This is a genomic window from Robertkochia solimangrovi (assembly GCF_007279655.1).
GTDB lineage: Bacteria > Bacteroidota > Bacteroidia > Flavobacteriales > Flavobacteriaceae > Robertkochia > Robertkochia solimangrovi.
Map to the genome: position 1 here is coordinate 541,945 of NZ_QKWN01000002.1, position 24,914 is coordinate 566,858.

General features: G+C 40.8%; 20 protein-coding genes. 10 read left to right on the forward strand and 10 right to left on the reverse strand.

Going from position 1 to position 24,914, the window contains the following annotated elements:
- Positions 1 to 9 precede the first annotated feature (9 nt).
- Entirely contained in the window at positions 10 to 1,134 is a 1,125-nt protein-coding gene (locus DMZ48_RS06305) for a GTP cyclohydrolase (protein WP_143954263.1), read from the forward strand.
- Between the two features lie 73 nt (positions 1,135 to 1,207).
- On the opposite strand, the gene capB is transcribed toward DMZ48_RS06305, so the two are convergent.
- From capB to DMZ48_RS06330, 5 genes are all read right to left on the reverse strand, one after another.
- The gene (gene capB / locus DMZ48_RS06310) at positions 1,208 to 2,467 is read right to left on the reverse strand and encodes a cysteate-C-fatty acyltransferase (RefSeq protein WP_143954264.1); all 1,260 of its coding nucleotides are present in this window, start codon (positions 2,465 to 2,467) and stop codon (positions 1,208 to 1,210) included.
- Between the two features lie 78 nt (positions 2,468 to 2,545).
- Positions 2,546 to 3,397, reverse strand: a complete 852-nt coding sequence (locus tag DMZ48_RS06315) for an SDR family oxidoreductase (protein WP_143954265.1) — start codon at positions 3,395 to 3,397, stop codon at positions 2,546 to 2,548.
- Positions 3,397 to 4,257, reverse strand: a complete 861-nt coding sequence (locus DMZ48_RS06320; RefSeq protein ID WP_143954266.1) for a cupin-like domain-containing protein — start codon at positions 4,255 to 4,257, stop codon at positions 3,397 to 3,399. The genes DMZ48_RS06315 and DMZ48_RS06320 overlap by 1 nt, the downstream gene beginning before the upstream one ends.
- Positions 4,258 to 4,273: 16 nt before the next feature.
- Positions 4,274 to 5,314: a cysteate synthase gene (capA, locus tag DMZ48_RS06325; RefSeq protein ID WP_143954267.1), complete on the reverse strand. Its 1,041-nt coding sequence runs from the start codon at positions 5,312 to 5,314 to the stop codon at positions 4,274 to 4,276.
- 69 nt (positions 5,315 to 5,383) lie between these two features.
- Positions 5,384 to 7,522 carry a S9 family peptidase gene (locus DMZ48_RS06330; RefSeq protein ID WP_143954268.1) on the reverse strand — a complete coding sequence of 713 codons (2,139 nt, stop codon included), beginning with the start codon at positions 7,520 to 7,522 and terminating at the stop codon, positions 5,384 to 5,386.
- A 65-nt stretch (positions 7,523 to 7,587) separates the two neighbouring features.
- Between DMZ48_RS06330 and DMZ48_RS06335 the strand changes: the two genes are divergently transcribed.
- Together DMZ48_RS06335 and DMZ48_RS06340 are read left to right on the forward strand one after the other, a co-directional pair.
- Positions 7,588 to 7,911 carry a YbaB/EbfC family nucleoid-associated protein gene (locus tag DMZ48_RS06335; protein ID WP_143954269.1) on the forward strand — a complete coding sequence of 108 codons (324 nt, stop codon included), beginning with the start codon at positions 7,588 to 7,590 and terminating at the stop codon, positions 7,909 to 7,911.
- A gap of 96 nt (positions 7,912 to 8,007) precedes the next feature.
- Entirely contained in the window at positions 8,008 to 8,337 is a 330-nt protein-coding gene (locus DMZ48_RS06340; RefSeq protein ID WP_143954270.1) for a YegP family protein, read from the forward strand.
- Between the two features lie 47 nt (positions 8,338 to 8,384).
- Here the strand turns inward: DMZ48_RS06340 and DMZ48_RS06345 are convergent, their stop codons facing one another.
- Both DMZ48_RS06345 and DMZ48_RS06350 read right to left on the reverse strand, forming a co-directional pair.
- Positions 8,385 to 9,410, reverse strand: a complete 1,026-nt coding sequence (locus DMZ48_RS06345) for a threonine aldolase family protein (RefSeq protein ID WP_143954271.1) — start codon at positions 9,408 to 9,410, stop codon at positions 8,385 to 8,387.
- 18 nt (positions 9,411 to 9,428) lie between these two features.
- Entirely contained in the window at positions 9,429 to 11,840 is a 2,412-nt protein-coding gene (locus DMZ48_RS06350) for a zinc-dependent metalloprotease (RefSeq protein ID WP_143954272.1), read from the reverse strand.
- 241 nt (positions 11,841 to 12,081) lie between these two features.
- Between DMZ48_RS06350 and DMZ48_RS06355 the strand changes: the two genes are divergently transcribed.
- The 6 genes from DMZ48_RS06355 (at position 12,082) to DMZ48_RS06380 (ending at position 19,529) form a co-directional block, all read left to right on the forward strand.
- Positions 12,082 to 13,548, forward strand: a complete 1,467-nt coding sequence (locus DMZ48_RS06355) for a circularly permuted type 2 ATP-grasp protein (RefSeq protein ID WP_143954273.1) — start codon at positions 12,082 to 12,084, stop codon at positions 13,546 to 13,548.
- A 10-nt stretch (positions 13,549 to 13,558) separates the two neighbouring features.
- Complete coding sequence (locus tag DMZ48_RS06360) at positions 13,559 to 14,506, forward strand: alpha-E domain-containing protein (protein WP_143954274.1); 948 nt, start codon at positions 13,559 to 13,561, stop codon at positions 14,504 to 14,506.
- A gap of 34 nt (positions 14,507 to 14,540) precedes the next feature.
- A complete protein-coding gene (locus tag DMZ48_RS06365) occupies positions 14,541 to 15,389 on the forward strand; it encodes a transglutaminase-like domain-containing protein (RefSeq protein ID WP_143954275.1) in 849 nt (282 codons plus the stop codon).
- Between the two features lie 63 nt (positions 15,390 to 15,452).
- Complete coding sequence (gene prfB, locus DMZ48_RS06370) at positions 15,453 to 16,550, forward strand: peptide chain release factor 2 (protein ID WP_143954276.1); 1,098 nt, start codon at positions 15,453 to 15,455, stop codon at positions 16,548 to 16,550.
- A 21-nt stretch (positions 16,551 to 16,571) separates the two neighbouring features.
- A complete protein-coding gene (arsC, locus tag DMZ48_RS06375) occupies positions 16,572 to 16,916 on the forward strand; it encodes an arsenate reductase (glutaredoxin) (RefSeq protein WP_143954277.1) in 345 nt (114 codons plus the stop codon).
- 150 nt (positions 16,917 to 17,066) lie between these two features.
- On the forward strand, positions 17,067 to 19,529 hold the full coding sequence (locus DMZ48_RS06380; protein ID WP_242009140.1) for a TonB-dependent receptor: 2,463 nt from the start codon (positions 17,067 to 17,069) through the stop codon (positions 19,527 to 19,529).
- A 109-nt stretch (positions 19,530 to 19,638) separates the two neighbouring features.
- On the opposite strand, the gene DMZ48_RS18670 is transcribed toward DMZ48_RS06380, so the two are convergent.
- On the reverse strand, positions 19,639 to 19,815 hold the full coding sequence (locus tag DMZ48_RS18670; protein ID WP_199287942.1) for a hypothetical protein: 177 nt from the start codon (positions 19,813 to 19,815) through the stop codon (positions 19,639 to 19,641).
- 268 nt (positions 19,816 to 20,083) lie between these two features.
- On the opposite strand from DMZ48_RS18670, the gene fumC reads away from it, so the two are divergent.
- Positions 20,084 to 21,481: a class II fumarate hydratase gene (fumC, locus tag DMZ48_RS06385; RefSeq protein WP_143954279.1), complete on the forward strand. Its 1,398-nt coding sequence runs from the start codon at positions 20,084 to 20,086 to the stop codon at positions 21,479 to 21,481.
- Positions 21,482 to 21,571: 90 nt separating this feature from the next.
- Here the strand turns inward: fumC and DMZ48_RS06390 are convergent, their stop codons facing one another.
- Positions 21,572 to 22,756, reverse strand: coding sequence for an acetate/propionate family kinase (locus DMZ48_RS06390; protein ID WP_143954280.1), 1,185 nt, complete (start codon positions 22,754 to 22,756; stop codon positions 21,572 to 21,574).
- Positions 22,757 to 22,787: 31 nt separating this feature from the next.
- The gene (gene pta, locus DMZ48_RS06395; RefSeq protein ID WP_143954281.1) at positions 22,788 to 24,881 is read right to left on the reverse strand and encodes a phosphate acetyltransferase; all 2,094 of its coding nucleotides are present in this window, start codon (positions 24,879 to 24,881) and stop codon (positions 22,788 to 22,790) included.
- Positions 24,882 to 24,914 lie beyond the last annotated feature (33 nt).

A 24,914-nucleotide genomic window follows, 5' to 3' on the forward strand; every position in this document is an offset into this window, starting at 1 on the left:
AGAATAAATATGCAGTCAATTAGTATCAGGGAAGTTCAGTCTAAGAACGAAATGCTGGAGTTTGTTAAGTTTCCTTTTCAACTATACAAGAATTCAAAACAATGGGTACCTCCTATTATCAAAGAGGAACTTGAAAATTTTGACCGGGAGAAGAACCCTGCATACAAAGAAGCTGAAGCCTGGTTTTATCTGGCAACCAAAAACGGAAAGATAGCCGGAAGAGTAGCAGCGATCATCAATTGGAGTGAAGTCAAGGATCTCGGTAAGCCTAAGATGCGTTTCGGATGGTTTGATTGTATTGATGACGAAGCAGTTGCCAGGGCTCTTCTCGACAAAGTAGCGGAAGTAGGTAAGACTCATAATCTGGAATATATCGAAGGTCCTGCCGGTTTCAGCAACATGGATAAGGCTGGAATGCTGATAGAAGGGTTTGATCGCATCGGCAGTATGCCAACGAATTACAATTATGCATACTATCCGAAGCTGATGGAACTCGCAGGATTTGAAAAGGAAGTTGACTGGAAGGAATATGGGATCAACGTTCCAAAAGTGATTCCGGATAAAATTCATAAATTCTCTGCTTTACTCTTACAAAAGTTCAATCTTAAGGTTTTAAGATTCAAATCGAACAAAGAACTGCTTCCATATGCAGATCAGATCTTTGATCTTATGAACAGAAGTTACAGCAGTCTGGAATCCTTCACGCCCATTAAACCCTATCAGGTAGAACACTATAAAAATAAATTTCTGAAATTCATTCATCCGGATTTCATCAACCTTATCGCAGACGAGAATAATAAGATCGTTGCCTTTTCAGTGATCATCCCCTCCTTTTCACTTGCTTTACAGAAGGCAAATGGCAAATTATTCCCTTTCGGTTTTTATCATTTATTACAAGCCCAACGAAAGAATGACAAAGCGACGATGTTATTGATCGGTATTGATCCGGAATACTTGAGAAAAGGACTTACCGCTATCATTTTTAAGGAGGTTTACGACCTTTTTACCCGTCGTGAAATCACTTATGTGGAAACCAATCCAGAACTTGAAACGAATACTCAGGTACAAGCCTTATGGAAGGATTATGATCCGCAATTGATCAAGAAATGGAGAACCTTCAGAAAAACTATATAAAGATTTACTTTACATCTATGCTATAAAAAAAGCTGTCCGAATGGACAGCTTTTTTTATGTATTGTTGAATAGATTATTCACCCATAGCGACAGCAACTGCCTGGGACAATCTTTTATACGTACCATTTTCAAGTCGACTTCTTATCGCTGAGAAGGCTTCCAGTGTCACCTGAATATCTTCCAACGTATGCGTTGCAGTCGGGATCATACGCAATAATATAAGTCCTTTAGGAATTACCGGATATACAACGATCGAACAGAAGATACCATAGTTTTCACGAAGATCCTTCACCAAAGCCATAGCTTCAGGAATACTTCCGTTAAGATATACCGGAGTCACACAGCTTTGAGTGGTTCCGATATCAAAACCACGTTCTTTAAGACCGTTCTGAAGTGCATTTACATTTTCCCAAAGCTTATTTTTAAGCTCTGGCATAGTGCGAAGCATATCCAGTCTTTTCAGCGCTCCTTTTACAAAAATCATCGGAAGCGACTTTGCGAACATCTGAGATCTCAGGTTATATTTCAGATAATCGATCACCTCTTTATCACCCGCAAGGAATGCTCCGATACTCGCCATAGATTTAGCAAAAGTAGCAAAGTACACATCGATATCTTCCTGAACTCCCTGTTCCTCACCTGCTCCGGCACCGGTTTTACCCAAAGTACCAAATCCATGAGCATCATCAACAAGCAGTCTGAATTTAAATTTCTTTTTGAGTTCAACGATCTCTTTCAATCGTCCTTGCTCTCCTCTCATTCCGAAAACACCTTCAGAGATCACCAGGATTCCCCCCCCGGTCTGTTCAGCCATTTTAGTAGCGCGTTCCAGGTTTTTCTCGAGGCTATCCATATCATTATGCTGATAGGTGAAACGTTTCCCCATATGGAGACGTACACCGTCAATGATACATGCATGTGAATCCACATCGTAAACGATAATATCATCTTTGGTTACCAGGGCGTCTATAGCAGACATGATCCCTTGATATCCGAAATTTAAAAGATAAGCAGCCTCCTTCTTAACGAAAGATGCCAGTTCGTTCTGAAGTTGTTCATGAAGATCGGTATGACCACTCATCATTCGGGCACCCATAGGGTAAGCAGCTCCATGATCAGCAGCAGCTTCCGCATCAACTTTACGAACTTCGGGGTGGTTGGCTAATCCGAGATAATCATTAATACTCCATGTAATAACTTCCTTGCCATTAAATTTCATTCGGTTGGATATCTGACCCTCCAGTTTTGGAAATACAAAATACCCTTCAGCTTGTGAGGCCCATTTACCAAGGGGTCCCTTATTTTCAATTATCCTGTCAAATAAATCTCTCATCTATATGGAGTTTTTAAATTTCTTGATTTTACAGCAGGCAAAAATAATTAATTTAAATCTCTTATCATAAATTATTTATTAACCTCGCACGAGTCTGACAAATTGTTTTTCAAAGAGTCGGTCCAGTAATTTATCAGGGAATAAATGGATAGCAAGCCAGAACATCCATTTTTTCGGAGCCACCAGATACCGGGTATTTCTTCTTTTACCTTCAGCGACCTGGTAGATAACTTTCGCCACTTCCTCAGCAGCCAAAGCATTGGATTCCATACTATCAATCACCTTATCCATTTTTTTATAAATGTTCTCATACGGCGTATTCACGTACTTTTCAGGGTCACCCCCATTACGCGCTTTACTCCATATTTCTGATTTTATCGGACCTGGCTCCACCACAGTAACTCTGATCCTTTCACTGATGAGCTCTCTTCTCAATGCATCCGACATCGCTTCCAATGCATGCTTACTTGCAGAATAGGATCCCATAAAAGGTCTGGTCACTCTCCCTGCTCCGGAACTAATGTTAATAATTTGTCCTTTCGCTTTTTTATTTGCGAATCCGAGCAGTGGTAAAAACACCTGAATTACATTGAGAACACCCAAAACATTTACATTGAGTTGTTTCTCAAAATCCTTGATATCGATATAGGCCATAGGAGCACTACCCGATATCCCTGCATTATTTACAAGTACATCCAGTCCTTTCCCATTAAGATGGGCAGCGATCTGAGAAAATGCTTTTTCTACAGATTCACGATCCGTGATATCAAATACTATCGTAGTAAAACGATCCTTAAATTCATTCTCGAGTCGAATTGCATCCTTGGATTTCCGAACACTTCCAAAAACCTGATAACCTTGCTCCAGGAAGTATCGCGCGGAAGCAAATCCAATTCCCGAAGAGACTCCGGTAATTAAAACTGATTTCATCAAACGCTTTTTATCTTTTGCATTGCCAGCACTGCATTCGCACGTGCCTTATTATCTTTATAATCCTTCCAGCGATGCCCTGCCAAAAAGTTCATTCCGGTATCCACTGTGAATAACCGGACGATGTTCCATAACCCCCTGGCTCTGCTACTCAAAGACTCATTTGCTCTGAGAGCCAGTGAAAACCCGCCTTCTGAGTAATAAACGTAATGCCACCAAAGACGAGGTATAAACAGAGTTTCCCCATGATGAATTTCGGCTTTATAGCAATGAGTGTATTTAAACGCAGGAAATTCCTCCCAGTCGGGTTTTAACACATCTACATGTGCATGATTAGTGAAGGGTAATTGGTAAAGATATTTCGCCTCTTCCGGCGGAAACAAATAGACTTCCTTGATCGTCTGAAAATGTGTCAGGAAGACATTGGAACAATCTATATCATAGTGAAGATTGAGAGCGGAACCTTTACCGCCAAAAAACATAAGAGCGAATTTAAAGAATCCATCCATTATTTCCGGAGTAGAATAATCCTGGGATAACTCCGGAGCCCTTTTCATAATCTGAAAGTTATGAAACCTCAGCTTGCAGGGCTCGTTTTCAATAATGTCCAGATAGTCCGAAAATTTCTTATAGGTAACGGGTTTCATATACCCGTTACCCGGGTTATGATAGGACTTATCATACATGGGAATTTCCCAGTGACCGTAGGTTTTTCTAAAAAAATCGAATGTCCATTTATTCGTCGCCTTCCAATCTTTTGCCAGATCTTTTAGAATAACCGGTCTGTTGGCTGAAAGATACTTTTCATGAAATTCCCTTTTGCTGATATTTGAAACTTTATCAACAAGGCGAACATTCATTAAGTTTCCGAATTCTTTATTTAATGTATTCTATCTTCTGAACTTCCTTATTATTCACAGCATCGAAGAACCCTTGTTCACTCATCCATTCGTCACTGTAAATCTTACTCATATATCTGGAACCGTGATCCGGGAAGATCATGACGATATTACTATTCTCATCAAATTCCCCTTCCTCGGCCAGTTGTTTGACAGCCTGCATAACAGCTCCACTGGTATATCCCACAAAACACCCTTCGGTTTTTGAGATCTCACGAGCGGTATGAGCACTGTCTTCGTCTGTTACTTTTACGAATTTATCAATTATATCGAAATCTGTCGCTGTTGGAATCAAATTTTTACCAAGTCCTTCAATACGATACGGGTAGATCTCATTCGTATCAAATTCTCTGGTTTCATGATATTTTTTCAAAACGGATCCATAAGCATCCACACCGATCACACGAATATTAGGATTCTGTTCCTTAAGAAAACGGGATGTCCCTGAAATAGTACCTCCGGTTCCGCTACATGCGATAAAATGCGTGATCTGCCCACCTGTTTGTTCCCAAATTTCAGGACCGGTAGACTGATAATGCGCTTCTACGTTCAGTTCATTGAAATACTGATTGATATAAACCGATCCTTTGATCTCTTCGTGCATACGCTTTGCAACACTGTAATAAGACCTTGGGTCATCAGCGCTAACATGAGCAGGACAAACATAGACCTTAGCTCCCATGGAACGCAACATATCGATTTTATCTTTTGATGATTTTGAACTCACCGCCAGAATACATTCGTATCCTTTGATGATGCTCACCATGGCAATACTGAATCCGGTGTTCCCGGAAGTAGTCTCTATAATAGTATCCCCTGGTTTAAGAATACCTTTCTTTTCGGCTTCCTCAATAATATACAGAGCAATTCTGTCTTTGGTTGAGTGTCCAGGATTAAAGGCTTCCACTTTTGCATAAAAGTTACCGGCAAGCGATTTGGTAATTTTGCTCAGTTTGATCAGTGGGGTATTACCGATCAGTTCCAAGACATTGTTGTAGGCTTTTATCTTTTGTTCCATAAATTTGTAGTTAGGTACAAAAAGGTTTTGAATTATTCAAAACCATGCAAATTTAATTATTTTTTTTAATTACTTCCTTATCCCTTCAAGATCCAGCAGAAAAGCATACTCCATCGCGACCTCCTTTAAGGCCTCAAATCGGCCCGAGGCGCCACTGTGACCCGCATCCATGTTCGTTTGAAATAAAATAATTCCATAACCTTTTTTTCGGTCTCTTAAACGCGCTACCCATTTAGCCGGCTCCCAATACTGAACCTGTGAATCATGTAATCCCGTAGTGATCAACATATTCGGATAATTCAAATCCGACACATTATCATACGGCGAATAAGATTTCATATAATCGTAATATTTTCTCTTGTTTGGATTTCCCCATTCATCATATTCTCCGGTCGTTAACGGAATACTTTCATCAAGCATGGTAGTAACCACATCTACGAAAGGAACTTGCGTTACAACTCCGTTAAATAACTCTGGTGCCAGGTTCACAACTGTTCCGATGAGCAATCCTCCGGCTGAACCTCCCATTCCATACAGATGTTTGGAAGAAGTATATTTTTCCGAAATCAAATATTTACCACAATCGATAAAATCAGTAAAGGTATTCTTCTTATGCAGTAATTTCCCATCTTCATACCATTCTCTTCCAAGATACTCCCCTCCTCTTATGTGAGCGATCGCATAGATAAAACCTCTGTCAAGAAGTGATAATCGAACCGTAGAAAAATAAGGATCTATGGTCGAACCGTAGGAACCATAACCATAAAGCAACAACGGAGATTTTCCGTTCTTTTTAACCATCCCTTTTCGATAGACCAGAGAGATCGGAATCTTCGTGCCATCTTCAGCTGTTGCCCACACACGCTCAGAAGTATAATTTCCTTTTTGGAATTTACCTCCGAGCACCTCCTGTTCTTTCATGACCAATCGGTCATGGGTATCCATATTATAATCGATAGTACTGGCAGGCGTGGTTAGCGAATTGTAAACATACCTTAAGGTAACTGTATCAAAATCAAGATTGGTCGATGTAAAGGCAGTATAAGTTTCATCATCAAAAGGAATAAAATATTCTGATTCATCCTTCCAGTTGATCACCTTTATTTTATTCAGACCATTTTCCCGTTCACTTACTACCAGGTATTTTTTAAAGATATCTATATCTTCCAGTAGAACATCCTTGCGATGGGGAATCACCTCTGTCCAATGCTCTTTGGTGGTTTCCTTAACCGGTGTTTTCATCAATTTGAAATTCACCGCATTATCGGCATTGGTGATTACATAAAAGTTATCCTCAAAATGTGCAATTCCATATTCGAGCCCTCGGATTCTCGGCTGAAAAACCTTTGGTGTTCCTTCAGGATCATCAGCATCCAGAATACTATATTCTGAAGTTAAAGTACTTCCGGAACCAAAAATGATATATTGCTGAGATTTGGATTTATACACAAAAGCATTGAAGGTTTCATCCTCTTCATGATACACCAGGCTATCCTCAGAAACATCGGTCTCCAGCTTATGACGATAGATCATCGCAGACCTTAGTGTCTGCTCATCCTTTCTCGTGTAAAAAAGCGTTTTATTATCATTAGCCCAGGTACTGCTACCGGTCGTATTATCGATTACCTCCGGAAATTCCGCTCCGGTTTCAAGGTTCTTAATACGAATTTCATATTTTCTGCGCCCAAGTGTATCGATGGCATATGCCGCAAATTTATTATCCGGGCTGATGTTGATACCTCTCAGATTAAAATAAGAATAGGATTCAGCAAGTTCGTTACAATTGAACATCACCTCTTCTTCGGCATTTACCGAATCGATCTTACGAAGATAGATAGGGTAATCCTTTCCTTTCTCATATCGGGTATAGTACCAATATCCATTGAATTTATAGGGAACCGACTCATCATCTTCTTTGATACGTGCCTTCATCTCTTCAAATAAAGAATTTTTAAGGCCGTCTGTATGAGCGGTCATTTTATTGTAGTATTCGTTCTCTCTTTCCAGATAATCGATTACCTCAGGATTCTCTCTTTCATTAAGCCAGTAAAATTCGTCTGTACGTATATCACCATGCTTTTCAAGAGTAACGGGCTTTTTCTCTACCTTAGGAGGTATTATGTTTTCCATATTTCTTACTTCGGGGTCAGTATTACAAGCTGCTGCAAAAGTAAGGTATAAGAGAAAAATGCCGGGTTTAAATTTCATTTAATTCGTTGATTAAAATGCTCAATTTAGTAATTTTGGTGAAAATTTCATTAAAATCTAAAAGAATGTTTGGAGACCTGATGGGAATGATGGGGAAAATCAAAGAAACCCAGAAAAAAATAGAGGAAACAAAAAAGAGACTGGATCATATTGAAGTAAATCAGGAAAGTTCCGACGGTTTACTGAAGTTGACCATGACAGCCAACAGAACGCTTAAGACAGTTGAAATCGATGATTCATTACTGGAAGATAAAGAACAATTGGAGGACTATCTCATATTAAATCTCAATAAACTTATCGAGAAAGCCACCCAGGTGAATGAAGCCGAATTAGGGGCTGTGGCGAAGGAAGGCATGCCTGATATTCCAGGACTTGATCTCTTTAAATAAGAGGGATTAAAATGTTTTTTATCGTTTAGCATAAGCAAGTAATTGAAATTAAATAGATTATACCTATTTTTAAGTATTAATAAAAAATACTTATTCATGTTTGAGTTATTTAAAAGCGATAAAAACGACAAGTTCTACTTTAATCTAAAAGCGAACAATGGTCAGGTGATCTTAGCGAGCCAGGCCTACGAAAGTAAGGCAGGTGCCAGTAATGGTATCAACTCTGTGAAAGAAAATTGTGCAGAGGACGGAAAATTTGAAAGAAAAACCGCTTCGAACGGAAAATTTCATTTCAACTTAAAGTCCGGAAATGGTCAGATCGTCGGCACAAGTCAAATGTATGCTTCAGAAGCAGGTATGGAAAACGGAATCGAATCTGTTAAAAAACATGCTCCCGAAGCCGATATTAAAGACTCAACCGTTTAATCGCAAAAGAACGGAATAAAAAAAGCGGTCGTATGACCGCTTTTTTTTTATATAGCTACCTGTTTTAGTTTCTGCAACAACAAACGATGCATCTCCTCGGTGTAATCCTTATGGGTTACAATTCGAAGACTTCCTTTCCCCAGACTACTGATATGAATATCAGCCTCCTTTAAAGAACTCATGAACAGTGCTTCGTCGATATGATCTTTTACACTAAAGATCAATATGTTTGTTTCAAAGGGTGCGATTGACTTTACAAAATCACAATCCTTTAAAACTTCGGCAATTTCAGCGGCTCTTCGATGATCCTCTGCAAGTCGCTGACGGTTATGATCCAGCGCATAGTGAACGGCAGCCGCCAGATATCCTACCTGACGCATACCCCCTCCGAATATCTTTCTGATTCGCAAGGCCTTATCCATCATTTCCTTACTACCAACCAGCATAGAACCTACCGGGCATCCCAATCCTTTACTGAAACATACCGAAATGGTATCGAAAACCTTACCATATTGCTCCGGAGAATACCCGGTTTTAACCATAGCATTCCACAATCGCGCCCCATCGAGATGAAAACCAAGTCCGTGTCTGTCACAAACTTCTCGGATCTTAATGATCTCTTCGAAATCATAACAGGCCCCACCCCCCTTATTCGTTGTATTCTCCAAACAAACCAGGGTGGTAAGCGGACTATGATAGAAATCGGGCGGATTGATCGCTGCTTCAACCTGTGTAGCAGTGATCATACCGCGATCTCCATCGAGTAAACGGCAGGACACACCACTGTTGAAACTTACCCCACCTCCTTCATAATTGAAGATATGGGCATATTTATCAGCGATCAATTGTTCTCCCGGCTGGGTATGTATCTTTATCGCGGTCTGATTTGCCATAGTACCACTAGGAAAGAACAGAGCCGCCTCTTTCCCAAACATTTTAGCAACACGCTCCTCAAGCGCATTCATGGTAGGGTCTCCTTTAAAAACATCATCCCCTACTTCTGCCTGCATCATCGCCTGCAGCATTCCTTCATCCGGTTTGGTAACCGTATCACTGATGAGATTAATGGTCATAGAAAGTTTTTTATTTAATTAATTCAATATACTGCAATCAGTACCGATCGGTGAACCATCCGCAATCTTAGAAACCGGAACAACTTTGAAGTTCTCAGGTTTTTCCCGGAACTGATCGATCTTTCGAATGTATTCATTGCTATGTGCTACAGACGCCCCCTTACCTCTTAGCCAGGCCTTGATCTCGTCCAGTTTTTCATTTGCAATTGCGTTTACCGTTGGGTAAACTTCTGTACTCTTACTAAGATTCATCAAATGAAAAAGCACTCTGTAATTTACCAATTGCTGGATCTCATTATCGTAGCTGTCTTTTGGTATATTCTTGAAAGTTTGCCCGATCACTGCATCGATCATACCATCAAATCCCATTTGCTTATTATCCAGACTTTGTTGCGAAACCATTCTGGAAGCTCTGGAAGGATTAAATAGAAAAGAAAGCGTTAGATCTGCCGCAGTCTCCGCAGCACTTAAAGGATCGAAGGCTACATCGAGCTTGCTTTGAAATGATTCCCTGCTTCGGTTGTACCCCAGTGCTCTCGGTGGAAAAAGAGCTAATTTTTCTTTAGGAATTGCGAGCACTTCCGGATCTAAGGTCTTCAAAACCACTTCCAATGCTCTTTTTTGTTCTTTTGGCGAAACCGGGTTCGGTACCACTGAAGTTCCTCCTTTAACCGCATAGGAGTAATCGAGTCCTCCAACCACTTTTATGGTCGCTTCCGTCTGGTAACGATGATAATAATACAACGGTACAAATACATCTTCCAAAACAGAATATGGCTCACCATCTTTTATATTATCTTCTGAAAAGTTTATAATGGCTTTAGCCCTGACTTCCAAAACATCTTCAAGTTCATCCGCTGCATTCGAACCATTATCCCATAGATGTGCATAAGGATGTGCTCCTCCGGCAGCCCTGGCATCACGGTCGGAAATAAATCTAAGTCCCTTCTTGGCGGCATTTTCTAAAACTTCATTCAGGTAGGTATCTTCATCCTGCCCTGTTTTCATATCACCATAGGCATAGGCTACGATAAATTTATCCCACTCACCGATCTTGGTGTCATAAACTTCTGAAAAATCAATCGAATTTCCCGATAATGTATATAAAGGATGCGGATAATCCATCACAGAGGCCCTGTTATTGGTACTGGCTGCAAAATTATGTGAGAAACCAAGGGTATGCCCTACTTCATGAGCCGCCAACTGTCGAATTCTGGCAAGAGCGATCTCAAGCATCGGATCATTTTCCTGGTTCTTTTCATTAAACGGCCGGTTCATTAAAGCCTGTGCGATCAGATAATCCTGTCTGATTCTAAGACTACCTAAAGACACATGACCTTTGATAATCTCCCCGGTTCGTGGATCTGCTACACTCGAACCATAGCTCCAGCCACGGGTTGAACGGTGCACCCATTGAATCACATTATAGCGCACATCCATCGGATCCGCATCATCCGGCAACATTTTAACCTGAAATGCATCCTTATACCCGATCGCCTCAAAAGCCTGATTCCACCATCTTGCTCCATCCAGAAGCGCAGAACGAATCGGCTCCGGGGTACCGTTATCCAGATAATAAATGATAGGCGCTACCGCTTCACTGACAGCTGCATCAGGATCTTTTTTCTCGAGGCGATGTCTGCTGATAAAACGCTTGACGATCTGCTCATTTACAGGGGTTGCATAATCCATGAACGAAAACTGGAAAAGACCACTCCTCGGGTCATACTTCCGCATTTCAAATATATCATCCGGCAATTCGATAAAGGAATGATGTTCGACTACCGAAACCAAAGAGGCATCAGGAGTCACAGAACGGATATAACGTCCTTTTGGCTCACCTTCAAAGGTTAGAAGTGCTTCAAATTCTACATTCTTAGGGAATGCTTTGGTACGATCCATCCATAAGGCACTTTTAGACTTATCCAGCTTATAAGTCCCCTGATCTGTCGATTTTAACTTTTGAGCCACACCATGTGCATCCTGCATAATAAAGGGTGTAAGATCGATGATAAAAGTCCCATCGTCCTTTTTCTCTTTAATATCAAAACCATATAATACGGATTTGGCAAAAGCCTGCTCTACTGCATTTCTTTCCAGTTTATTATCGGAATTTGCCCGATATTCAAGGTTGGGCTGAATAAGCAATAACTTATCTCCTGAACGCTTAAAATAAACGACCCGTTCACCTCCAAGCTGTCCGCGATCAAGACCTATATCATTACTTCCAACGCCGCTGCTAAGCGAACTCACGTATAGAAATTCCTTTTCAGTCTCTTTGACTTCAAGGTAAATTTCTCCTTCATCCTCATTATAATAGAAGTTAAAATAGCCTTCTCGCTTATCCAGGTTTTTTTTCTTTTCCAGAAACTGACCGAATACTGCAGTACCTGAAAACAGAATGATCAAGATTTGTACTAATTGTTTCATTTATGAAGTTGGTATTTAGTTGGTAAAATATTCAAATCACGGATATTCTTAGAAATTTTAAAGTGTCGATAAATTTATATAAAAAATGTAGCCTTTTAACTATAAAACCCCGCCATTTCAGGTATCAAATTCCTATAAATCCCTGTGTTTTTTTTGACTTTCAACATTTAATCTTTTAATTATTAATGATTTATCATTCAAATTCATCAAAATAATGGTTATTTTTTCATAAATCGGTTTTATGAAATTGAACACTTCACATCCCATTTTTTCAGCTTATAAGAAAAATCCTAAGCTCTTTGATGAAATTTTTAATAAGAACGGTGAAGTAAAGCAGATCTACACCAAACTGTTCGAACTTTATGGCGGGCTTTCGGTGGAGGATTTTGTCAATCTCAACGATAAGGCAAAAGCTTCCTTCTTCAATCAGGGAATCACCTTCCAGGTATATTCAGAGGCTAAACAGAAAGAAAAGATCTTTCCCTTTGATCTGTTTCCGAGAATAATTGCTCCTGATGAATGGCAAACGATCGAAAAAGGAGCTATTCAACGAAGTAAAGCACTCAATCTTTTCCTGTGGGACATCTATCATGACAAAAAGATCCTGAAACAAGGCATCGTGCCGGTAAGCCTGCTCAGCTCCTCGGTAAATTACCTGGATCAGATGATGGACCTCGATCCTCCGGGAGGTATTTACAATCATGTATCTGGAACTGATCTTATCAAACATTCAGATGGTAAGTATTATGTACTGGAAGATAATATCCGCTGTCCGTCTGGAGTAAGTTATGTCATCAGTAATCGCACAGCATTAAAAAGAGCTCTTTTCGGCGTATTTAACCATTACCGAACACATTCCGTAACCGATTATGCAGAGAATTTACTGGATATCCTCGAAAGTGTAAAACCTCATGGAGTCGATCAGCCAACCTGTGTGGTACTTACACCCGGAATGTATAATTCGGCATATTATGAACATTCCTATTTGGCTAAATCAATGGGTGTGGAACTGGTAGAAGGACGGGATCTGTATGTGGAAAACAATTTTGTATACATGAAAACTATTAAAGGTCCGGAAAGAGTGGATGTTATTTACAGGCGTATCGATGATCATTTTCTGGATCCGTTTGAATTCATGCCGGATTCTTCATTGGGTGTCCCCGGTCTCTTTTCGGTATACAGACAAGGAAATGTTTGCATTGTGAATGCTCCTGGCACCGGAGCCGCTGATGATAAAGCGATCTACACCTTTATGCCGGAGATCATCAAGTATTATTTGGGAGAAGAGCCCATATTGAATAATGTTCAGACCTATCATTGCAGTAAACCCGATCAATTACAATACGTTCTTGAAAACATACCTGATCTTGTTGTAAAACCCGTGGATGAAGCCGGAGGTTATGGTATTTCAATAGGAAATCGCCTGACCAAACAACAGATACAGGAAGTCAAAGATCAAATCAAAGCCAATCCCCGAAAATACATTGCACAACCGATCATGTCGCTATCGGTACATGCCACCTACATTGAAGATTCTCATTCGTTTGAACAGCGTCATATCGATCTTCGCACTTTCACGCTATTGGGTAAAGACAAAGAATTCGTTTTAAAAGGCGGCCTGACCCGTGTAGCCTTACAAAAAGGAAACCTGATTGTAAATTCCTCCCAGGGTGGTGGATCAAAAGATACCTGGGTTCTAAAAAAATAATTTCCTCCCTATGTTAGCAAGAGTAGCCAATAATCTTTTTTGGATGGGACGTTATATCGAACGTTCTGAATATATAGCAAGATACCTGAATGTAAATTATTTCTCATCTCTGGATGCACCTCACCCCCTTTCCCAATCACGACAATTCGTTTTAAGATCTATGCTTTTTATGATGGGACAACCTGTGAGCGATCCTGATCTGGAACTGGATGAAGAAGAAGTTTTCTTTGATATTACCTTTAATGAGGAAAATCCGTTCTCTCTGATCAACAACGTCAATTATGCCAGAGATAATGCGAACAGTTCCAGAGATCAGATGTCTACGGAACTGTACGAAAGTATCAATAAATTCTACCATGCCGTACAAAACTATCCGGTAGAATTCTTCAAGAAAAAGGGACTCTATGACTTTACGGTCTATGTCACTGAGATGACTGCAGTACTACGGGGAAAAATAAGAGGAACCATTCTTCATGATGAGATCTATGCGATTATTATGCTGGGCATCAATCTGGAAAGAGCCACACAGATCGTTCGCATCATCAACGCCAAATACAATGATGCTAAACTCGCCAAAGGCAGTTATGGTGATGCCTTTCGAAATAGTTATGAGTGGACAACTCTATTGAAATGTGGGGAATCTTATGACATGCACAGAAGATTGAACAAAAAAGCCCCGAATAGCATTAGCACCCTGAATTTTATGTTGTTAAATGCTCAGAACCCTAAATCGGTAATGAACTGTCTTAATCAGGTCTATAACCACATCCTGGTTTTAGATTCCAGCCTGATCAACGATAAGAGTACGGTAAAATTCTATATCGGAAAGATACGATCGGAGTATGAATTTAAAATAGCTACAGAGATCGAAGATGATATTCAGGAAAATATTGATGACCTGTTGAACAAGCTTACGATCATCAGTCAAAAAATTGAGGAAGAATATTTTAATTATTAGAAATTATTAAAGAGCAATTACTTATTTTCGAATTATGTCTTTGCGATATCAGATAGAATATTCCACGACGAATATTTATGAAAACGAAGCGGAAGGTGCTAAATGGCAATTCCTTTTGGTTCCGCAGCATTTACCGGAGCAACAACTTTTGAAGAACACAACGGTAACCTCAGTGCCTTGTGTTATCTATACCGGCATCAATGCTTTTGGTTTTGAAACATTAATGGTGAGCAGTCGGCATAGTTTTACTGAATTTTCCCTTCGTTGCACTTTTGACATTTTAAAGGAAGAACTCAATCCGTTCGATCTTCCGATGAAGGATACCGATTCACAATATCAGATCATCAATTCGCATGAATTTAAAGTCGATCATCTCTCCTACATACGAAGTACCTCTTTAACGCATTATCCGTCACATCAGGAACTCGGTTTCAAATTTGATCGTGCAGCTAACATCCTGGATAACCTTATCGCACTGAATAAACACGTACATGATCTGTTGGAATTCCAAACCATGGTAACCGATGTCAATACCACACTGGATATGATTTTACATCAGAAGAAAGGTGTATGCCAGGATTTCACACATTTGTTCTGTGCCCTGGCCAGAGGTAATGCCATCCCTTGCCGATATGTCTCCGGATATTTGCATCAGGGAGTTGGTTTTACCGGCGAACTCCAAATGCATGCATGGGCCGAAGCTCTGATTCCAGGTACGGGATGGATCGGATTTGACCCCACCAATAACATCCTTACCAATCATCATCATGTAAAGGTTTGCCATGGCCGTGATTACAGAGATTGCGCTCCTATTAAAGGCGTGGTCTATACTTCCGGAACAAACTCCACATCCTACAACGTTCAGGTCATTACGCAACAATAATAGCTGTCACATTCTACATCGAATTGAAAAAAGTATTTTACTTTTGACAAAAATTGAGTTATTATGGTTACCACCGAACAGGTAAAAGGACTTGTTCAAAGAGTTGAAGCCTTGAAGAAATATCTGGATATCGAGGCTAAGCTCATTGAAATTCAAAATGAGGAAGAAAAGACATTCGCACCTGATTTCTGGGACAATGCTAAACAAGCTGAAGAGATCATGAAAGCTTTGCGAACAGAAAAGAAATGGGTTGAAGATTATAATACTGCCAAAACCCTGACCGGTGACCTCGAGGTCTTGCTGGAATTCCATAAGGAAGGTGACGCTTCGGAGGAAGAAGTTGTGAACCAATACCAAAAAGCCAAAGAACAAATCGAAAGTCTCGAGTTCAGAAATATGCTTTCTGATGAAGGAGATGATATGAGTGCGGTACTACAGATCACGGCAGGTGCAGGAGGAACAGAAAGTTGTGACTGGGCTTCCATGCTCATGCGTATGTACCTGATGTGGGGAGAAAAGCATGGTTATAAAATCAAGGAACTCAACCATCAGGAAGGTGATGTAGCCGGGATCAAGACCGTAACACTGGAATTTGAAGGAGATTTTGCATTCGGCTGGTTGAAAGGAGAAAATGGGGTACATCGACTGGTGCGTATCTCTCCTTTCGATAGTAATGCCAAAAGACATACTTCTTTTGCTTCTGTCTATGTCTATCCTCTTGCGGATGATTCTATCCAGATAGAGATCAATCCGGCAGATATTTCGTGGGACTTTGCTCGTTCAAGCGGTGCCGGTGGACAGAACGTTAACAAGGTAGAGACAAAGGCGATATTAACCCACCACCCTACAGGAATCGTAATTCATAACTCTGAGACCCGTTCTCAGTTAGAAAACCGGGAAAAGGCTATGCAAATGCTGAAATCTCAGCTATACGAGATCGAATTGAAGAAAAGACAAGCCGCTAAGGATGAGATAGAAGCCGGTAAGATGAAGATCGAATGGGGTTCTCAGATAAGAAACTATGTAATGCATCCTTACAAACTTATCAAAGATGTCAGAACAACTCATGAGACAGGGAATGTCGACTCAGTCATGGACGGTAACCTTGACGAATTCCTAAAAGCCTATCTGATGATGATGGGACAAAAAGTCGAAGAATAATAATCTAAAATCAACAGTGCAATGATTAAGATCTATCATAATCCGAGATGTAGAAAATCCCGAGAAGGCCTCCAGATTCTGGAAGAGTCCGGAGAACAATTCGAAGTTATCAAATATCTTGAGGATATACCCAGTGAAAAGGAATTAAGAACCGTGATCGATTGCCTGGATATTAAACCTATTCATCTTGTACGAAAAAATGAAAAGGTTTGGAAAGAGAAGTATGATAAAGGCAAAGACATGACCGATGGTGAGGTCGTCAAAGCAATGCTCGCAGATCCGGTACTGATCGAAAGACCCATCGTTGTTAAAAACAACAAGGCGGTCATCGGTCGGCCACCAGAGAATATAAATTCAATTTTATGATTTCCTTAACCGTTGTCAGTGACAGCGGTTTTTTATTTAACAAACCTTTAACCGAATCCGGTTAAACCTTCTGATATTTTTGGCGTCGAAGTTACACGAGTAACAAGACATAAATCAAAAATCAAAATGAGATCTAAATTTATTTGCCTTATGGCAATTTTTTTTACTGTGCTGCAGGTTGGAGCACAGAGTGTTGAAGGAGGCGGACAGCGAACGGTAACACTAAAAGGTACTGTTGTAGATGCCGATGAGAACTTTCCCCTTGAATTTGCAACCCTGGTATTAGAGAGTACCGACAACCCTTCCGTAGTAACCGGAGGAATTACCGATGCAGATGGAAAGTTCGAAGTAGATGCTCCCGCAGGTAATTATAATGTTAAGGTTGAATACATCTCCTATAAATCTTTCGAATTAAAAAGCCAGGATCTGTCTAATGACCGTAATTTTGGTACCATTAAACTTTCCCTTGATGTTGCACAGCTTGACGCAGTGGAAGTTACCGGTGAAAAAACGACTGTAGAAGTACGATTAGACAAGAAAATCTACAACATCGGAAAAGACCTTACCACCAGTGGAGCTACCGTAACTGATGCGTTGGCCAATGTTCCTTCTGTTTCGGTGGATGTGGAAGGTGCCGTTTCCCTGAGAGGAAATGAGAACGTTCGTATCCTTATCAATGGAAAGCCATCTGCCCTTGCCGGTTTTGGTTCTACCGACGCACTAATGCAGCTCCCTGCAGATGCCATCGAAAAAGTAGAAGTGATCACCAGTCCTTCTGCACGTTATGATGCTGAAGGTACTGCCGGTATCCTTAATATTGTTCTGAAAAAAGATAAAGCACTTGGATTTAACGGTTCGGTAAATACGACCATCGGTAATCCGGATCGCGCACAGGTTTCTACCAACCTGAACTTCAGAACCAAGAAATTCAATATCTTCACTACCCTGGGTTACACCTACAGAGAGGGTCCGGGATCCGGTTATTTTGATAACAACTACAACATCGGTGATTACACCCGCATCATAGAAGACCGGGATATTAACCGCAGAAATAACAACTTCAACGGAAACATCGGTATTGAATATTTTCTGACGGACAAATCTTCCATCACCGGTAGTTTCTTTACCCGACTTGGAGATGGTAAAGATCAAACCGACAACCTGAACAGTCGCTACAACGGTACTGATCTGGTGATTCAATCCCTGAGAAGAGAGATTCAGGATGAAACGCAACATAATTATCAATTTGCGTTGAACTATGTCAATAATCTGGATGAGGATGGACAAAAATTGACGGCAGATATTCAATATTCCAGAGATAATCAGGATGAATATTCTGAAATTACCGAAAACTCGATTTTCCCGGAAAGCGCTATAGTTCCAACGGACCATATTTATTCCAAGGAAAAACAACGCGAGTGGTTGTTTCAGGTCGATTATGTACTTCCCATGGGAGAAGCGCAATTTGAAGCCGGATACCGAGGTAACTATCAGAGTGAACCGACTGATTACCAGCTAGACACACTGAACTATGACACAGGTGAATTTGATACCGATAGAGGTGTGACTAATATTTTTAAGTATACTCAAAATGTCAATGCATTCTACACCCAATACGGGAACAAATTTGGTAAATTCTCAGCTTTACTGGGTTTACGTTTAGAAACCACAAATATTAAAGGGGAATTGGATTCACAATTCGAGCCTTCTGAAGATGATGAAACACTTATTGAAGAATTTGATAATGATTATATCGGATTATTCCCTACCGTCAATGTTACTTACGAACTTAATGAAAGAGAAAATATCTCCTTAGGATATAACCGAAGGATCAACAGGCCTCGTAGCTGGTTCCTCAACCCTTTCCCTTCCAGAGACAGCCGTACCAATATACGTCAGGGGAATCCTGCCCTTGCTCCTGCCTATGCGGACGCCTTCGATCTGGGATATCTGAAAAGATGGGAGAAACTTACCCTCACCAGTTCTGTGTATTACCAACGAGAAACTAATTCTTTTGAGTGGATCCAACAGGAATCACCTAAGCCCACAGATGATGGATTGATAATTTTTGAGTCCATGCCGATCAACCTGGCCACCAATCAACGATATGGAGCTGAAGTTGGTTTAATGTACAATCCGTTTAAATGGTGGAGGCTGAACGGAAGTTTCAACTTCTTTAAGTTCATCAAAGATGGAGAATACGAAGGAAGAGATTTCGGGGCTGAGAACACCTCGTGGTTTTCCAGATTCAGTTCAAAACTTACTTTACCAGCAAAGATCGAGTGGCAGGTAAACTCTTTCTATATGGGTCCTCAGGAAAACTCTCAAACCAAAACAGAAGGGATGTTCAGTGTGGACATGGCTTTTGCAAAGGATATCTTAAAGGATAATGCCACCATTACCCTTAATGTAAGTGACCTTTTCAACAGCAGAAAGCGTCAATCATTTACACAGAATCCTAATTCGTCATCTGACAGCGAGTTCCAGTGGAGAGTTCGTCAGGTGAACCTTTCTTTCGTATATCGCTTCAACCAGTCAAAACGTGACAGAAACCGCAATGGCAGACCGAACAATGACGACTTTGAAGAAGAAGGTGGATTTGGAAAAGGATAAGACCTGAAAAATATATACCTATAAAAAATGGCAGTGAATACTGCCATTTTTTTTTGTCCGTTTGAAAAGTATATCACAAAAAAAAGCTGTCACTCTTGACAGCTTTTTTTTAAACTTCTTCTCTTTTAGCTTTTTTAGCTTCTCTTTTTTCTTTGATCAATTCGATCAGTGAACCGCCTACCCAGTAAGGAATTACGAAAGTTAATAAAAAGATCATCAACCAGAATCCGATGGATAATATGGTGAGGAACGCTAAAAAACCAAGATATTGGTCAAATTCAAACATAGTTTCCGGAAATTTTCTGAATTCGTTCCAAAGATAACCACATTTCCGGACTATTTGAGAGATTTCGATTTTTTTTTAATCTTTTATTCCGCCCGGAAAGCTTACCAGTTCAGGATCAGCTGTATTCTGTGAACGTTTATACAAGAAAATCATTATTACAGATTCATCACAAAAACTCTTAAAAATATCATGAAAACACGTGGCTAATATCGCGCAATCTGTCGTTAAAATTGTAAATTTGCAAGACTCTAATATACTTCAATTCATTATGGAATACAGAATAGAAAAAGACACCATGGGGGAAGTGCAGGTTCCTTCAGATAAACTATGGGGTGCACAGACAGAACGTTCCAGAAATAATTTTAAAATTGGCCCTTCGGCTTCCATGCCGCTGGAGATCATTTATGGATTTGCCTATTTAAAGAAAGCAGCTGCATACACCAACTGCGAATTAGGCGCCTTAACCATTGAAAAAAGAGACCTTATCGCACAGGTATGTGATGAGATTTTAGAAGGTAAACATGACGATCAGTTTCCTCTGGTCATCTGGCAGACCGGGTCCGGGACACAGAGCAATATGAATGTGAACGAAGTGGTTGCAAACCGAGCTCATCAGATCGCCGGAAAAGTTATCGGAGAAGGTGAAAAGACCTTACAACCAAACGATGACGTAAATAAATCTCAGTCATCCAACGACACCTTCCCTACCGGAATGCATATCGCTATCTATAAAATGGTAGTAGAAAACACCATCCCGGGAGTAACACAATTAAGAAATACATTAAAGAAGAAATCTGAAACCTACCGAAACGTAGTAAAGATCGGACGTACGCACCTTATGGACGCTACTCCCCTTACACTCGGGCAAGAGTTTTCGGGTTATGTTTCTCAACTTGACCACGGACTTAAAGCCTTAAACAACACTCTTGACCATCTTTCAGAACTGGCTCTTGGTGGAACTGCCGTAGGTACGGGAATCAATACCCCGAAAGGTTACGCTAAACGCGTTGCTGAATTCATCGCTAAATTTACCGGTCTTCCGTTTAAGACTGCCGAAAATAAATTCGAGGCTCTGGCAGCACATGACGCCTTAGTCGAAACTCACGGAGCGTTGAAACAACTTGCCGTTTCACTGAATAAAATAGCGAATGATATACGAATGATGGCCTCCGGACCACGTAGTGGAATCGGTGAACTCATTATTCCTGCGAATGAACCGGGAAGCTCTATCATGCCTGGAAAAGTAAATCCAACGCAGTGTGAGGCAATGACCATGGTTTGCGCTCAGGTAATCGGAAACGATGTTGCTGTAAGCGTTGGAGGAACCCAGGGCCATTATGAGCTGAATGTGTTTAAACCTATTATGGCTGCCAATGTTCTAGAGTCTGCCCGACTGATCGGAGATGCATGTGTTAGTTTTGATGAGCACTGCGCTCAGGGTATCGAACCAAATACCGCAAGAATTGAAGAACTGGTAAACAATTCCCTGATGCTGGTAACCGCATTAAATACGAAGATCGGTTATTATAAAGCTGCTGAAATCGCTAACAAAGCACACGTTGAAGGTACCACCCTGAAAACCGCTGCTTTGGATCTTGGTTATCTTACTGCAGAAGAATTCGATGAATGGGTGAAACCCGAAGATATGGTAGGAAGTTTAAAATAAGATTAAACGATCCAACTTCAAAAATAACACCATTAAAAAGGCTTTCAGAAAACTGAAAGCCTTTTTAAATACATATGAGTAAAACGTAGCTTATAACAGATCAAAAGCCTGGTTGGCGATTTCCAACTCTTCATTCGTCGGAATTACTAAAACCGTCACGCGTGAATCCTCTTTACTGATCACACGTAATTGGTTCGATCTAACTTTATTCTTATAAGGTTCGAGCTGTATACCTAAATAGCTCATATTACTACAAACCATCTCTCGTAACAGATCACTATTCTCACCAATCCCTGCGGTAAATACAATGGCATCAACACCATTCATGGCCGCTATATAAGCTCCTATATACTTCTTGATACGGTAAGCATTCATCTCAAGAGCCAGCTTGCATTCATGATTTCCATTCATCGCTTCCTTTTCGATGTCCCTAAGGTCGCTGTAACCGGTAAGACCCAGCATTCCACTTTGTTTTTGAAGAATCTCATTCACTTCGGCAGGGGTATATCCTATATTTTCGATCATATGGAAGATCACCGCATAATCCAGGTCACCACTACGAGTTCCCATGATAAGCCCGGAAGCAGGACTGAAACCCATTGAAGTATCATAGCTTCTTCCATCCTGAACCGCCGTCATACTACAACCATTTCCTAAGTGAATCGTAATGATTTTAGACGATTGTTTTTTCAGGAATTCGATGGCGCGATCGGCTACATATTTATGACTGATCCCGTGAAAACCATAGACCTGTATGTTGTCTTTTTCCAAAAGCTTGTTAGGAATGGCATATTTATGAGCTTTCGTTGGAATCGATTGATGAAAAGCGGTATCAAATACAGCGATCTGCTTCGCTTTCGGAAAGATCATTTCCGAAACGACGATACCTTTGTAGCTGGGAGGATTGTGTAAAGGAGCAAGATCAAAAAGGTCTTTGATCTTTTTCTTAACCCCTTCATCGATCTCCAGTGATCCGGAATAGCGGCTTCCACCGTGTACCACTCTGTGTCCTACAGCTAAAATTTCATCTTCATGGGAGATTACTCCCTTCTTTTTGTCCAGCAACATTTCTGCCACTGCTTTTAAACCGGTCTCGTGGTCCGGTATCGGAATTTCCTTTTCAATTTCATGCTTGTCGGTCTTGAAAGTTATCTTACCCATTTCCTGACCGATTCGCTCGATTAATGCACTTGCCTCCACATTTTCCGAAGGCATTAAGAATAACTTGAGTTTAATGGAAGAACTTCCGGAGTTGATTACCAGGATCTTTCTCATAGAATAGTTATAATTTAAAATTAACAGCGACTTAAAGTCCCTGTGCCTGAATGGCTGTAATTATTACGGTGTTGAACACATCGTCAACAGTACACCCTCTGCTCAGATCGTTCACAGGTTTGTTGAGTCCCTGTAGCATAGGCCCTATTGCCAGAGCACCGGTTTCCCGCTGAACGGCTTTATAGGTATTATTACCCGTGTTGAGATCAGGAAAAATAAGTACGCTTGCATTCCCGGCCACTTCCGAATCCGGCATTTTACTTTTACCCACAGTGATATCAACCGCGGCATCATATTGAATAGGCCCTTCGATCTTCAGATCCGGACGTTTTGCTTTTACTATGGCAGTAGCTTCTCTGACCCGATCTACATCCTCTCCTTTACCCGAACTTCCGGATGAGTAGGACAGCATGGCGATCTTCGGTTCAATTCCGAAGGCCAAACTGCTTTCTGCTGAAGAGATCGCGATCTCTGCCAGTTCTTCTGCTGTAGGGTTTGGATTAATAGCACAGTCCCCGAAAACAGAAACTCTGTCTTCAAGACACATAAAGAATACAGAAGAGACGACAGAAACCCCTGGTTTGGTCTTGATGAACTGCAAGGCCGGTCTGATGGTATGTTGCGTGGTATGAACTGCCCCTGAAACCATACCATCAGCATCACCCTTGTAAATCATCATCGTACCATAATAGGACACATCAGACATACTATCGCGGGCAATATCCATATTTACGTTCTTATGCTTTCTTAATTCATAGAAAGTTTTGGCATAATCATCAAACTTCTCAGAGGTTTGCGGATTGATAATATCTATTTTAGCGGGATCGATGGTCAGACCCAGACTACTAATCTTCTCACGAATCTTATCCTCATTACCCAATAAGGTAATATCAACGATGTCCATCACAAATAATCGTGAAGCTGCCATCAATATGCGATCATCGGTACCTTCCGGTAGGACGATACGTTTTTTAGATTTCTGTGCGCGTTTAATGAGGCCATACTGGAACATTCTAGGTGTCATTCCCCTGGCCTTTAAATTGATCAGCCTGTCGTTTACCGCATCGAAAGAAACGTATTTCTCGAAGGTATCCATCGAAGTCTCGATCTTCTGCACACTATCCGGATAAATATTAGACTTAATACTTCCGATTTTATTGGTGACGCTGAAAGTACCATCCTGTACGGATATGATCGGGACCACCTGAGACAAACCATCGATAAGTTTAAGTATGGGTTCTTCCGGTAAGAGTCCACCGGTCAGAAAAATACCGGAAATCCTGGGATAATTACTTGAAATATTGGCCTGAAGGGCTCCGAGTATAATATCAGCCCTGTCTCCGGGAGTGATCACCAAACTATCATCCTTTAAGTGAGTCAGGTAATTTCGAAGCTGCATTGCCCCTACTCCAAAACTTCCGGTCTGATTATCCAGAAAATCCTTCCCGAACAATACTTGCCCGTCCAGTGCTTCTGTAATCTCTTTAATGGTTGGATTCGATAGGGTCTCCACAACGGGAATGGCAAAAACCTGCACATCTTCCGGAAGGAATTCCCGCATTCCATCAGTCGCTATTTTCAGGTTGCTCTGATTGATCTTGTTAGCGATCAATGCCATGACTTCCACGTCCTTATTGGTGAACGTATTGTATGCCATTTCCATACTGCTCATCAACTCTTCGCGGGTCTTATCACCTCCGTTACCAATAATGATCACCGGAATCCCGAGATTTCTGGCGATAAGTACATTTGTTTCGAATTCGAAGATAGCTCCTTCCCCGGAAAAGTCGGTTCCCTCCACCAGTACGAGGTCACATCTTTCTTCCAGTGCCTTATATTTTTTAATGATCTCGTCAAGTGCCTCACCCGTGAGCCCCTTATTGCTCATATGCATCAATTCCGATCGCGTGAAAACATAACAGTCCTCATAAGGGATGTCCAGATCGAAATAAGTGGTGATGGTCTTGATGTGATTGTCTTGTTGACCTTGTGGAATATCTTCAATAACAGGCCTGAAAAATCCAACTTTTGTAGTCTTACCTAATAATGCTCGCATGAGTCCCAGAGTAACCAAAGATTTACCGCTATCGGCCTCCAGGGTTGAGAGATATATACCTTTATTCATAATGTAATATGTGGGAGTTCTGTTCCCTCAAAT